The sequence below is a fragment of the Rhodococcus sp. PvR099 genome, assembly GCF_017833315.1.
Lineage (GTDB): Bacteria > Actinomycetota > Actinomycetes > Mycobacteriales > Mycobacteriaceae > Rhodococcus_G > Rhodococcus_G oryzae.
Genome location: NZ_JAFIBV010000001.1, coordinates 698,237 through 711,412, shown reverse-complemented (window position 1 = coordinate 711,412; position 13,176 = coordinate 698,237). Strand labels below are relative to the sequence as shown.

Sequence of the window (13,176 nt, the reverse complement as noted above, 5' to 3'; positions counted from 1 at the left end):
ATGCACCCGAATCCTCTGGTCGCGCTGCTGGTCTACGGGGCCGCGGTGGTGGCGGCGAGTTTCCTGCTCGCCTGGGCAGCCGAGGCCGCACAGGTCGACGTCTCCGGCGGCCTGGCGATCGCCGTCCTCGCCCTGATCGCGGTACTCCCCGAATACGCGGTCGACCTCTACTACGCCTACACCGCCGGACACGACCCCACCTACGCGCAGTACGCGGCGGCCAACATGACCGGCTCGAACAGGCTGCTGATGGGCATCGGCTGGCCCCTGGTGGTGCTGGTCTCGATCACGGTCGCGAAGAAGCTCACCGGCAAACCGGTCTCGGCGCTGGCCCTCGAGTCCGGCAATCGCGTGGAGCTCGGGTTCCTCCTCGTCGCGGGCGTCGCGGCGTTCGTCATCCCGGCGACGGGTCAGATCCACCTCGTATTCGGTGTCGCCCTGCTCGCCTGGTTCGGCTTCTACCTCTACCGACTGTCCGGCGGCGAGGTGGAGGAACCCGACCTGATCGGTACCGCCGCCGCGATCGGCGCACTGCCGGACCGGGCGCGCCGGACGACGGTGATCGCGATGCTCGTCGTCGCGGCCGCGGTCATCGTCGCCTGCGCGGAACCCTTCGCGAACAGCCTCGTCAACGCGGGCACCGAACTCGGCGTGGATCAGTTCCTCCTCGTACAGTGGCTCGCCCCACTCGCCTCCGAGGCGCCCGAGTTCATCATCGCGACCCTCTTCGCCGCACGCGGCAAGGGCACGGCCGCGATCACGATGCTGATCTCGTCGAAGGTCAATCAATGGACCCTGCTGGTGGGATCACTGCCACTGGCCCACCTCGCCGGTGGCGGCGGCCCCGCCCTGATGCTCGACGCGCGCCAGGTCGAGGAGATGCTGCTGACCGCCACCCAGACGATGATGGGGGTCGCGCTGATCCTCGCCCTGCGGTTCCACCGCTGGTTCGCCTGGGCTCTGCTGGCCCTGTTCATCGTCCAGTTCGCGATCACCTCGACCCAAGGGCGGATGCTGCTGTGCGGTGTCTATGCCGTCGTGGCGCTGGTCGCGTTGACGATCAACCGTAGGCACCTCGGCCCCACCCTCGCCGCGCCGTTCACCCGCACGGGCAATGTGCAGACATGACCCCGAGCAGCGTCCACACCACATCAAGAGGACAATCGACCGCATAAGGGAAACGTCAAGACCGCTGGTACACACGCGATCCGGGACCACACTCGCTCGGTGACCACCGCACTGCTCATACGGGCACCCCGCACCGGACGCCCCCAGCGAAAGACCGATCGACACAAGCTCTCGGTCTCCACCGGCCTGGCCGGACTCTCCCTCGACGCCATGGCGTCGGTGTCGTATGGCCCCGAGGCGATCGTTCTCGTCCTCGCGGTCGCGGGCGGCACCGGGCTGGGCTTCACGCTGCCCGTCACCCTCGCGATCGCCGCCCTGCTCGCGGTGCTCGTCGCGTCCTACCGCCAACTCATCGCGGCCTTTCCGAACGGTGGCGGCGCGTATGCCGTCGCCCGAGCCCGGCTGGGGCGCCGCACCGGGCTCGTCGCCGCGGCCTCCCTGGTGATCGACTACATCCTCAACGTCGCGGTCTCCATCGCCGCGGGCGTCGCCGCCCTCACCTCCGCGTTCCCGGTCCTGCTCCCCCACACCGTCTGGATCTGCCTGGCCATCCTGGTCGGGATCACGGCGCTGAACCTGCGCGGGATCGCGGACAGCGCCAGGGCATTCATGATCCCGACCGCGGTATTCGTGCTCAGCATCTTCACCGTGATCATCGCCGGGCTGCTGCGTTCGGAGCCGCTGAGCGTCACCGAGGGCACCGCCGTCGCCGCAGATGTCCACACCGTCGGGGTCCTGTTGCTGCTCAAGGCATTCTCCAGCGGATGCGCGGCCCTCACCGGAGTGGAGGCCATCGCGAACGCGGTGCCCAGTTTCCGTGAGCCGCGGGTGAAGAACGCACAACGCGCCGAGGTCGCGCTCGGAATCCTGCTCGGCAGCATGCTGATCGGACTCGCCGTCCTCATCGGAAAGTTCGCGCTGCACCCGGTCGAGGGGACCACCGTGCTCTCACAGCTGACCGAGGCGTCACTCGGACACGGGATCGGTTACTACGTGGTGCAATTCGCCACCGTTGTCCTGCTCGCGCTGGCCGCGAACACCTCCTACGGCGGCCTGCCGACGCTGGCCCGCCTGCTCGCCGACGACAACTGCCTGCCCCATCGGTTCGCGCTGCGATCCGCTCGTGAGGTGTACCGGCACGGCGTGCTGGCACTGGGCGTGTTCGCGGGCGCCCTGCTGATCGGTTCGGGCGGCAGCATGAACGCTCTGGTGCCGCTGTTCGCCATCGGCGTGTTCGTCGGGTTCACCATCGCCCAGGCCGGACTCGTCCGGCACTGGCTGCTGACCCGGGTGCCCGGCTGGCGGTGGCGCGCCAGCCTCAACGGCTTAGGTGCCACCCTGACCGCCGTCGCGGCGCTCGTCACGACCGCGATGAAGTTCACCGAAGGCGCCTGGCTCATCGTGGTGGCACTGCCCCTGATCGTGTTCCTGATGGAGCGGGTGCGGGCGGCCTACGCGGCCATCGGCGACCGACTGCACCTCGGCGAGGTGCCCGCCGCGCCGGCCGCACAGGGCACCGTCGTCCTCGTTCCGGTGGCCGAGGTCTCCGAGCTGAGCCGGGAGGCGATCTGCGCGGGCCTGTCCGTTGGCACCGATGTCATCGCGGTCCGGGTGTGCCCGAGCGGCGAATCGCCACGCGCCTTCACCAAGGCATGGGAGGCCTGGCACCCCGGCGTCAGGCTCATCCTGCTCGACGGAGCCGACGGCGGGCTCGCGCCGACCTTGACCCGCTACATCACGGACAGGCTCGCGGACCGCCGGGTGGTCGTGGTGATCGCCGAGGTGGAGCCGGGATCCGGGTGGCGGCGGATCCTGCCGAACCACCGCGGCGACGAGCTGGACCGGGCACTGCGCCGCTATACCGACGCCGTGGTCTGCCGGGTGCGGCTCCGGGTCGGCCGATCAGTCCCGCAGCAACCGGGTCAGCCCCTCCTGGACCACCGCCGCGACCAGGTTCCCGCTGCGATCGAAGATCCGGCCCTGGGTCAGCGCCCGGCCGAACCCCGCAGACGGTGACGACTGGTCGTAGAGCAGCCACTCGTCGGCACGGAAGGGCCGCATGAACCACAGCGCGTGGTCGAGCGAGGCCTGCTGGATGTCCTCGTCGGGGTGCGGCACCTTCGCCGAACCGAGCAACGTCATGTCGCTCATGTAGGCGAGGGTGCAGACATGGAAGACGGGGTCCTCGGGGAGCGTGCGGCGGTACCGGAACCAGACCTGCTGCTGCGCGGGCACGCCCCTGCGCCGAGTCACCTTGTCCTCGGGCACGAATCGCAGATCCCAGTCGGCCCACTCCCGGAACTCCCACGACAGTTCCTCGCTCATCATCTCCGAGGTGTCGGGCAGGTCCTCCGGGTTCGGGACCGGGGGCATCTCGTCCTCGTGCTCGATCCCGATGTCGCCCAAGTGGAATGAGGCGGACATGGTGAAGATCGCCTGACCGTCCTGAACCCCGGTGACCCGGCGGGTGCAGAACGATCGGCCGTCCCGGATCCGGTCGACGAGGAAGACGGTGGGGATGGTCGGGTTTCCCGGCCGCAGGAAGTAACCGTGCAGGGAGTGCACGCGGTACCGCTCGTCGACCGTTCGGACCGCGGAGACCAGGGCCTGGCCCGCCACCTGACCGCCGAACGTACGGGTCAGCATCGTGTCCGCGACGATGCCGCGGAAGATGTCCTTCTCCAGCCGTTCGAGTTCCAGGATCTCTTCGATGGACGACATGGCGTACCCCTTTCGACCGGTGCTCACGCTAGCAACGACGCGGCCCCGCATCAGGGATGCGGGGCCGCGTCGAGAATTCAGGCGATCAAGCGCCGCCGATCACCAGCCGCGCTCGGCGAGGCGGTGCGCGACCGGCAGATCGTCGACGTTGATGCCGACCATCGCCTCACCCAGGCCGCGGGAGACCTTCGCCAGCACATCCGGGTCGTCGAAGAAGGTGGTGGCCTTGACGATCGCGGCCGCACGCTCGGCCGGGTTGCCGGACTTGAAGATGCCCGAACCGACGAACACACCCTCCGCGCCCAGCTGCATCATCATCGCCGCGTCCGCCGGGGTGGCGATGCCACCCGCGGTGAACATCGTGACAGGCAGCTTGCCCTCCTTGGCCACCTCGACCACCAGGTCGTACGGCGCCTGCAGCTCCTTGGCCGCCACGTACAGCTCGTCCTCGCTCAGCGAACCGAGACGACGGATCTCACCGAGGATGGTCCGCATGTGCGTGGTGGCGTTGGAGACATCGCCGGTGCCTGCCTCGCCCTTCGAACGGATCATGGCCGCGCCCTCGGTGATTCGACGCAGCGCCTCACCCAGGTTGGTGGCACCGCACACGAACGGCACGGTGAACTTCCACTTGTCGATGTGGTTGGCGTAGTCCGCCGGGGTCAACACCTCGGACTCGTCGATGTAGTCGACACCGAGGGACTGCAGGATCTGAGCCTCCACGAAGTGGCCGATCCGAGCCTTGGCCATCACCGGGATGGACACGGCAGAGATGATGCCGTCGATCATGTCCGGGTCGCTCATCCGGGACACGCCGCCCTGCGCGCGGATGTCCGCGGGCACACGCTCGAGGGCCATGACCGCCACCGCACCCGCGTCCTCGGCGATCTTCGCCTGCTCTGCGTTGACGACGTCCATGATGACCCCGCCCTTGAGCATCTCGGCCATGCCGCGCTTGACGCGGGCCGTGCCGGTGGTCGGGGCGGTATCAGGGGTGCTCACGGCATACTCCATCGGTAGTGACCTGTCAGGGGAACTCGTTCAATTCTAGGACGATGCGGGTTTCTGCCGGTCGGCCGGTCAGCGAATCGATCGGACCTCGGGTTCGACCAGCCTTGCGACCACGACATTCGCCTCCTCCAGGAGGTCCGGCAGCTCCTCCGGGTACACCACCTCGCCGGTCGCGGCGATCTCCCGGATATCGCTCGGGCTGCACCAGCGGTGACCGGTGATCGCACGCCGTTCGAGGTCGGTGAAGCCGCTGCGCGTGGGGGTGAACTCGGTGGTCTGCAACGCGAAGAACAGCTCCTCTGAGCGGATCAGCTCGCCGTCGTAGGGGAACACCGCGACCCGGCGCCACATCGGCCCGCGCAACACCGCCTCGTCCACCGACAGCCCGGTCTCCTCGGCGATCTCCCGGACGGCGGCCGCCCGCAGGGTCTCCCCCATCTCGACGGCGCCGCCGATGGTGAACCAGAAGTAGACGTCGGGCACCTGCGGGTCGTGCCCGCGCAGCAGCAGCACCCGGCCCTTCTCGTCGAGCAGCACCACGCGGGAGGACGTCCGCGTCTCGTCCACGTTCATACCGGCGCCCACCACCGGGGCGGTGCGCTCGGCGATCTCGAAGTAGGTGGGCAGCGGGGCGGTGCCGCCGAGGTGCAGCCAGCGCACCGGTCGCCGGGTCCGCAGCGCGAGGGTGTCGCGCACCGCGTCGTTGTGGAAGCGGCGGGCGATCAGCACCCGGGCCTCGGCATCGGCCAGCTCCGCCACCAGCTGGGGCGGCAGCGCCTCGGCAGGCACCGATGCCAGCGCCACGGACAGCGCGTTCTCCTCGGTCTCGCGGTGTCCGCGATCGGCCCGCTCGGCCTTGATCGCCAACGCCGCCAGGGCTTTTCCGTCCGGTACCCGGGCGTCTCCACCGGGCGCGAGCGCGGCGCCCACTGCACGGGCCACCACCGACCGGCGCGCGAGCGAGGAGTCGAGCGCCTGCCAGGACAGGTCGGAGCGCACGTGCAATCGGTCGAGCCGGTTGGCGGTGCCGTACGCCCACACACCGATCGTGATGATCACCGCGGCGATCAGCGCGAGGATGAGGATCGAGGTCGCCGAGAAGGTCACGAGCGGACCTCAACGCCGACGCCGCTGCCGCCGACCGTCACCGTCTCGTAGACGCGCAGGATCTGCTCCGCGACCACCGGCCAGTCATACTCGGCCACCACCTCGGTGGCGGTGCCGACCAGTGCGCGACGGCGATCCGGGTCACTGAGCACCGAATCGATCGCGGTGGACAGCGCGGCCGAATCGCCGACCGGCACCAGCATTCCGGCGGTGCCGTCGCGTAGCACCCGACGGAAAGCGTCCAGCTCGCTGGCCACCACCGCCGTGCCCGCCGCCATCGCCTCCACGAGCACGATGCCGAAACTCTCGCCGCCCAGGTTCGGCGCGCAGTAGACGTCCGCGCTGCGCAGCGCCGAGGCCTTCTCCGCGTCGGTGACCTGACCCAGCAGCCGCAGATGCCCGGCAAACCTGCCTGCGTCCTTGCGCAGCCTGTCCTCGTCCCCCCGGCCGACGACCAGGATCTCCAGGTCGGGGTGCTTGGCAACGAGCTCCGGCAGCGCCTCGAGCAGCACCGCCATGCCCTTGCGCGACTCGTCGTAGCGACCGAGGAACAGCACGGTGCCGCCCGCGCGCGGGTACCCGGGCAGCGGGTCCGCATTCGCGAACGCGGGCACGTCGACGCCATTGGGGATCTCGACGGCATCCGAGCCGAGCGACTCCATCTGCCAACGCCTCGCCAGTTCGGAGACGGCGATGCGGCCGCTGATCTTCTCCAGGTACGGCGCGAGCACGCCCTGGAAGGTGCTCAGCACCAACGACTTCGTGGTCGAGGTGTGGAAGGTCGCGACGATCGGGCCCTCGGCGATCTTCATCGCCAGCATCGACAGGCTCGGCGCGTTCGGCTCGTGGATGTGCAGCACGTCGAAATCGTTGTCGACGATCCACCGCCGGACCCGTGCATAGGAGACGGGGCCGAAACTCAACCGGGCCACCGAGCCGTTGTACGGGATCGCGACCGCCCGGCCGGCCGAGACCACGAAGTCGGGGAGCTCGGTGCCCTCCGAGGCGGGCGCCAGCACGCTGACCTTGTGTCCCCGCTCGATGAGCACCGATGCCAACTCGACGACGTGGGCCTGCACCCCGCCCGGCACGTCGAACGAATAGGGACAGACCATCCCGATCCTCATGGCGATTCCATCCGCGCCAGCCGGCCCTCGGACAGGTCGGCGAGCCACAGCGGCTGGAGCATGTGCCAGTCGGCCGGGTGGTCCGCGATGTTGGCGGCGAAGCGGTCGGCAAGGGCCTGGGTGGCCGCGGCCACCCCACCGGAGGTGTCCACCGGCGGATCGACCTGGAAGCCCCAGCCGTCGCCCTCGAAGTAGCAGTGCACCGGCAGCAGCGCGGCGCCGGTCTCGATCGCGAGCTTGGCCGGGCCTGCGGGCATCCGGGTCGGCTCGCCGAAGAACGTCACGGGCACACCGTGTTTGGCGAGGTCGCGCTCCCCCAACAGACACACCAGCCGGTTCTCGCGCAGCCGCTCGGCAAGCTGCTCGAACGGTGGGCGCTCGCCGCCGCTGAGCGGGAAGATCTCGAAGCCGAGACTCTCCCGGTACTCGAGAAACCGCAGGTACAGCGACTCCGGCTTGAGCCGCTCGGCGACGGTTGTCACCGTGCCCCAGTGCTGCACGGCCCACACGCCCGCCATGTCCCAGTTGCCACTGTGCGGCAGGGCCAGCACCACGCCCTTGCCGTCGGCCATCGCCTTGTTCAGGTGTTCCTGACCGTGCACCAGGGAATCGAGACGCCCGCCGAGCTCATGCTGATCCATCGCGGGGAGCCGGAAGGCCTCACGCCAGTAGCGCGCATAGGAGCGCAGCGAGTCCCGGATCAGCTCGTCCGGCACCTCCGCGGCGGGTACCCCGAGTACACGTGCCAGGTTGCGGCGCAGTTGATCCGGGCCGCCGCGGCGGGCCGCCCGATCCGCGCCCCAGTTGAACAGCGACTCTGCTGCGCCTTCCGGCAGCGCGCGGACCAACCGCCAGCCGGCGGCGTAGCCGAGGTCGCTTGCCCGTTCGGTCCAGCTCACGTCGTCGGCGCCTCTCCGCTCTCCGCGGTGCCGGTCTTCATCGGCAGCGGATCCCGGGCGCCAGGGGCGTTGCGTACCTGCAGCACCCGCTGGAACACGGTGACTATGCTCGCCACCGCCAGCAGCCACATCGCCACGTAGACGGCCCATTCGAGCCAGTCGATGCCGAAGTGTCCCGCGAGGCCGGTCAGGCCGGAGCCGAGAAGGATGATCACCAGGCGGTCCGACCGTTCGATGAGGCCACCCTCCGCGGACAGTCCGCTCGCCTCGGCGCGAGCCTTGGCGTACGAGATGACCTGCGAGGTGACCAGACAGATCAGGGTCGCCACCAGCAGCGACCTGCTGTTCTCGTGGTACACCGCCCACCAGGCCAGGCCGGCGAAAATCGCGCCGTCGGCGATCCGGTCACAGGTCGCGTCCAGCACAGCCCCGTACCGGGTTCCGCCGCCGCGTTCGCGCGCCATGGCGCCGTCCACGAGGTCGAACAGGACGAACGCGGCGATCACGATCGCGCCCCAGAACAGGTGCCCCGAAGGGAACAGGGTGACAGCAGCCACCACGCTGGCCGTCGTGCCGAACACGGTCACGACGTCCGGGGACAGCCCGACCGCGACCAAGGCCTTACCCACCGGCGCGATCACCTTCGACACCGCGGCGCGCCCGAGAACGCTCAGCACCTGTCGACCCCCGTTCCTGTGCTGGAAGAGACCCGATTTCGAGTTGATCTCGTCAACGATCCTGCCATGACGCAGGCGATACGGCTCACGCGTTCCAGGCTGCCGAGAGCAGCGCCCTGGTCTCGCGCAGGAGCTGGGGCATCACCTTCGCCCCACCGACGACGGTGATGAAGTTCGCGTCGCCGCCCCAGCGCGGGACGATGTGCTGGTGCAGGTGCTCGGCCAGCGAACCGCCGGCCGCGGCGCCCAAGTTCAGCCCAACATTGAAGCCGTCCGGACGCGAGACCCGCTTGATCACGCGGATCGCCTGCTGCGTGAACGCCATCAACTCGGCCGACTCCTCGGGGGTGAGGTCCTCGAGCGCGGCGACGCGACGGTAGGGCACCACCATCATGTGGCCGGGGTTGTAGGGGTACAGGTTGAGCACCGCGTAGACGTGCTCGCCGCGGGCGACGATCAACCCTTCCTCGTCGCTCATCTTCGGGATGTCGGTGAACGGTCCCTCGCCCGGGGTCGTGACCTTCGGCGCCTCGGCGATATAAGACATCCGGTGCGGCGACCAGAGTCGCTGCAGCCGGTCCGGATCACCGGGGCCGGTGTCGACGACCGAGCCCTCGTCGCTCATCCGAGGCCTCCGAGCAGTTCGGCTGTGGGCGAGGCGTTCTCGCGCCGCGCGATCCATCCGGTGATCGCCTCGACGGCGTCCGCCACCGCGATGCCGTTGATCTGGGTGCCGTCGCGGAAACGGAAGCTGACGGCGCCCGCCTCCACGTCCCGCTCGCCCGCGAGCAGCATGAACGGCACCTTCTGCGTGGTGTGGTTCCGGATCTTCTTCTGCATCCGGTCGTCACTGACGTCCACCTCGGCCCGGACTCCGGCGGCCTTGAGCTTGGCCACCACGTCGAACAGGTGCTCCTCGAAGGCCTCGGCGACGGGGATGCCGACGACCTGCACGGGCGCCAGCCACGCCGGGAACGCGCCCGCGTAGTGCTCGGTGAGCACGCCGAAGAACCGCTCGATCGACCCGAACAGGGCACGGTGGATCATCACCGGCTGGTGCTTGGCGCCGTCGGATCCGGTGTACTCGAGGTCGAACAGGTTCGGCAGGTTGAAGTCGAGCTGGATGGTGGACATCTGCCAGGTGCGACCGAGCGCATCCTGAACCTGCACCGAGATCTTCGGGCCGTAGAACGCGGCGCCGCCCGGGTCTGGCACCAGGGTCAGCCCGGACGCCTGGGCCACCTCGGCGAGGGTATTGGTCGCCTCCTCCCAGACCGCGTCGTCGCCGACGAACTTGTCCGGGTTCTTGGTCGACAGCTCGAGGTAGAAGTCGTCGAGGCCGTAGTCCTTGAGCAGACCGAGCACGAAGTCCAGCGTGGTCGCCAGCTCGTCGCGCATCTGCTCACGGGTGCAGTAGATGTGCGCGTCGTCCTGCGTCATGCCCCGCACGCGGGTCAGGCCGTGCACGACGCCCGACTTCTCGTAGCGGTAGACGGAGCCGAACTCGAACAGACGCAGCGGCAGCTCCCGGTAGGAACGCCCGCGGGAACGGAAGATCAGGTTGTGCATCGGGCAGTTCATCGGCTTGAGGTAGTAGTCCTGGCCCGGCTTGCGCACGGTGCCGTCCTCGTTCAGCTCTTCGTCGATGTGCATCGCCGGGAACATCCCGTCGCGGTACCAATCGAGGTGACCCGACACCTCGTACAGGTGGCCCTTCGTGATGTGCGGGGTGTTGACGAACTCGTACCCCTCCTCGACGTGGCGCTTGCGGGAGTAGTCCTCCATCTCGGTGCGGATGATGCCGCCCCTGGGGTGGAACACCGGCAGGCCCGAGCCGAGCTCGTCGGGGAAGCTGAACAGGTCGAGCTCCGCACCCAGCTTGCGATGGTCGCGACGCTCGGCCTCCGCGATCAGCTCCATGTGCTTGTCGAGCGCCTCCGACGACTCCCATGCGGTGCCGTAGATGCGCTGGAGGTCCTCGCGGTTCTGGTCGCCGCGCCAGTACGCGGCCGAGCTGCGGGTCAGCTTGAAGGCGGGGATGTGCTTGGTGGTGGGGATGTGCGGGCCGCGGCACAGGTCGCCCCACACCTTCTCGCCGGTCCTCGGGTCGAGGTTGTCATAGATGGTCAGCTCGTTGCCGCCGACCTCCATCACCTCGGGGTCGTCGATGCCCGACTTGTCGTCGATCAGTTCGAGCTTGAACGGCTCGTTCGCCAACTCGACGCGGGCGTCCTCGATGTTCTCGACCACACGCCGCGAAAAGCGTTGCGAGCCCTTGATGATCTGCTTCATCTTCTTCTCGAGGCGGGTCAGGTCCTCGGGGGTGAACGGCTCGTCGACCCGGAAGTCGTAGTAGAAGCCGTCCTTGATCGGCGGGCCGATGCCGAGCTTGGCGTTCGGGAACTCCGACTGCACGGCCTGGGCGAGCACGTGGGCGGCGGAGTGCCGGATCACGGTGCGGCCGTCGTCCGAGTCGGCCGCGACGGGCTCGACCAGTGCGTCCTCCTCGGGAATCCAGGACAGGTCCTTGAGCTGGCCCTCCGCGTCGCGGACCACGACGATGGCGTCGGCACCCTTGCCGGTGAGCCCCGCCTCCCGAACCGCCGTACCGGCGGTAGTCCCCGCGGGCACCCGGACGTGGGCGGCTGAGACTGCGGATGCGGGCGTGGTCACGGCGATGTGCTCCTCGATGTTCTGCGCCGACTCGAAGACGGCTGCTCGGTGAGACCTCATGCTATCGGCACGCGGATCGGACGGACCTGTCACCCGAGCAGCGCGCCGAGCCGCGCCGCGCGCACCGACGGCTGCTGACGGGGACAGCTGGTGCACTTGACGCCCTCGGCGGCGGCCGGATCGGGCTCCGTCTCGTAGATCAGGCAGCAGGACGACCTGCGGATCACCCGCCTGGAGCCCGGTACAGGCACGGCAAGGGGGTCCGCTCCGGCCACTCCCCCGCGGCCGACGTCGACGAACCGGGGGCGCGGCATCTCGGTGCCGATCAGGTCGGCCAACCGCACCGCCAGCGCGCTGCCGAGCACCGGGCTGCCAAGCGCGGTACCCGCGTCCAGCGCACGGTTGCCCAACGAGTCCGTCGCGATCGCCCACAGCGAGCGCACGCCCGCACCACTGAGTTCGCTCAGCGCCGCGATGATCGGGGCGAGCGCGGCGACGAGCCGCTCGGCCAGTACCTCGTCGTCGCGGATGCCTGCCTCGGAACGAATGGTCCCCAGGTACCCGTCCGGCCGCAACGTACAGGTCAGCCCGTCCAGGGCCGGGTCGGGCGCGAGGCCCGTCGCCAGCAGCATCGAGGCGGGCACCGACAGCAGCGTCGAGCTCGCCGAGTACCACCACAGCGTCGCAGAGACGCGGACGTCCTCGCAGGCCCAGCGCCGCGCGGTGTCATCGATCCGGGCGGCCAGCCAATCGCGGTCCACCAGGACGTTGCCTGCGTGTTCCACCGCGCCCGGCGCGGGTACGGTCGCGTCCCTCAACGACGGGATCGCCGCGACCGCTCGCTCGTAGGCCTGGCCGAGTTCGGGATCCATCACCACGGCTAGAGCGGGCTCTCCAGGAGCGGGTGCTCGATGCCAACCCACCCCGCGATCAGCCCCAGAGTTCCCAGCACCCACAGGGTTCCGATCACGATGGCGCACGTCAGCAACGCGGAGAGCGCCTTCACCACGATCGACTGGCGGACGAACCACGCCATGAACCGGTCGTAGCGCTCCCGCGCGAACCGGAGCAGGCGGTGCGCCCACGCGAACTCCGAGGCGAGGATGCCGAGCCCGGCGAACACGATCAACCAACCAGGACCGGGGTACGGAATGGTGATGATGCCGACGACGAGAACCACGGTGCCGACGACGCCGACGCAGATCCGGTAGGCCAGGTTCAGTGCGGTGTTTCCCGCGATATCCCGCCGCAGGCGCATCCACCGGTTCTCAGTCGTCACCACGCGGCCAACAGTACCGACGGGCGGGCCGCGGCGCGCTGGTCCGTCGAGCTACCTGGCGACCGCCCGCCACGCCTCGAGCTTGTCCGCCACCGGGGTGCCCGCGTTCGCCGGACTCGTCGACGGCAGCCGTGCCATGGCGACCGACTCCGGGTGCAGGCCGCGCGCGACGACGGCGCGCCGGTACGCATGCTCGGCCTTGGCCCCGTTGAAGAAGACCCGGCCGATCCGGGGGTGACGCTCGAACAGGGCAGCGAAGTCGTTGGCCACCTCGGAATCGGGGTCGATGCTCGAGTCGAGGCTGCCCTCCCGCCTGCACAGCTTCAGCACGTCCCACAGCGCGATGCCCTCGTCCTGGAGCCGCCGCAGCCGCTGCACGTACGTCTGCCGGGGGCCCGCGTCGAAGAGCTCGCCCATGATCGGCCAGAAGCTGTTGCGCGGATTCGCGTAGTACATGCCCGCGGCCAGCGACGGGATACCCGGCATCGACCCGAGGATCAGGGTGTCGGCGCGGTCGTCGAGTACGGCGGGAAAGCTGTGGACGACGGTCATGA

At 69.2% G+C, this 13,176-nt stretch carries 13 protein-coding genes; 2 read left to right on the top strand and 11 right to left on the bottom strand.

All coding sequences use genetic code 11. The features are described from left to right. Positions 1-1,128, top strand: a complete 1,128-nt coding sequence (locus tag JOE46_RS03270; protein WP_097209945.1) for a sodium:proton exchanger — start codon at positions 1-3, stop codon at positions 1,126-1,128. 210 nt (positions 1,129-1,338) lie between these two features. Beyond that, positions 1,339-3,144, top strand: coding sequence for an APC family permease (locus JOE46_RS03265; protein ID WP_097209998.1), 1,806 nt, complete (start codon positions 1,339-1,341; stop codon positions 3,142-3,144). On the opposite strand, the gene JOE46_RS03260 is transcribed toward JOE46_RS03265, so the two are convergent. From JOE46_RS03260 to JOE46_RS03210, 11 genes are all read right to left on the bottom strand, one after another. Then, the gene (locus JOE46_RS03260) at positions 3,031-3,849 is read right to left on the bottom strand and encodes an acyl-CoA thioesterase II (RefSeq protein WP_097209946.1); all 819 of its coding nucleotides are present in this window, start codon (positions 3,847-3,849) and stop codon (positions 3,031-3,033) included. The genes JOE46_RS03265 and JOE46_RS03260 overlap by 114 nt on opposite strands. A gap of 99 nt (positions 3,850-3,948) precedes the next feature. Further along, positions 3,949-4,851 (bottom strand): pyridoxal 5'-phosphate synthase lyase subunit PdxS, encoded by a 903-nt coding sequence (pdxS, locus tag JOE46_RS03255; protein WP_077043643.1) that lies wholly within the window; start codon positions 4,849-4,851, stop codon positions 3,949-3,951. A 78-nt stretch (positions 4,852-4,929) separates the two neighbouring features. Then, positions 4,930-5,967 (bottom strand): NUDIX domain-containing protein, encoded by a 1,038-nt coding sequence (locus tag JOE46_RS03250; RefSeq protein ID WP_097211319.1) that lies wholly within the window; start codon positions 5,965-5,967, stop codon positions 4,930-4,932. Continuing rightward, a complete protein-coding gene (locus JOE46_RS03245) occupies positions 5,964-7,094 on the bottom strand; it encodes a glycosyltransferase family 4 protein (protein ID WP_097211318.1) in 1,131 nt (376 codons plus the stop codon). The genes JOE46_RS03250 and JOE46_RS03245 overlap by 4 nt, the downstream gene beginning before the upstream one ends. Beyond that, positions 7,091-7,993 (bottom strand): phosphatidylinositol mannoside acyltransferase, encoded by a 903-nt coding sequence (locus JOE46_RS03240; protein WP_097211317.1) that lies wholly within the window; start codon positions 7,991-7,993, stop codon positions 7,091-7,093. The genes JOE46_RS03245 and JOE46_RS03240 overlap by 4 nt, the downstream gene beginning before the upstream one ends. Then, positions 7,990-8,670 carry a phosphatidylinositol phosphate synthase gene (gene pgsA, locus JOE46_RS03235; protein ID WP_097211316.1) on the bottom strand — a complete coding sequence of 227 codons (681 nt, stop codon included), beginning with the start codon at positions 8,668-8,670 and terminating at the stop codon, positions 7,990-7,992. Before pgsA ends, JOE46_RS03240 begins: the two co-directional genes overlap by 4 nt. Positions 8,671-8,755: 85 nt before the next feature. Continuing rightward, the gene (locus JOE46_RS03230; protein WP_027499599.1) at positions 8,756-9,295 is read right to left on the bottom strand and encodes an HIT domain-containing protein; all 540 of its coding nucleotides are present in this window, start codon (positions 9,293-9,295) and stop codon (positions 8,756-8,758) included. Next, positions 9,292-11,343 carry a threonine--tRNA ligase gene (gene thrS / locus JOE46_RS03225; RefSeq protein ID WP_209928932.1) on the bottom strand — a complete coding sequence of 684 codons (2,052 nt, stop codon included), beginning with the start codon at positions 11,341-11,343 and terminating at the stop codon, positions 9,292-9,294. Before thrS ends, JOE46_RS03230 begins: the two co-directional genes overlap by 4 nt. An 89-nt stretch (positions 11,344-11,432) precedes the next feature. Next, on the bottom strand, positions 11,433-12,215 hold the full coding sequence (locus JOE46_RS03220; RefSeq protein ID WP_108168812.1) for a (2Fe-2S)-binding protein: 783 nt from the start codon (positions 12,213-12,215) through the stop codon (positions 11,433-11,435). Between the two features lie 8 nt (positions 12,216-12,223). Then, entirely contained in the window at positions 12,224-12,601 is a 378-nt protein-coding gene (locus JOE46_RS03215) for a TIGR02611 family protein (RefSeq protein ID WP_097211353.1), read from the bottom strand. Between the two features lie 72 nt (positions 12,602-12,673). Beyond that, entirely contained in the window at positions 12,674-13,174 is a 501-nt protein-coding gene (locus JOE46_RS03210) for a DNA-deoxyinosine glycosylase (RefSeq protein ID WP_097211315.1), read from the bottom strand. Positions 13,175-13,176: the final 2 nt, after the last annotated feature.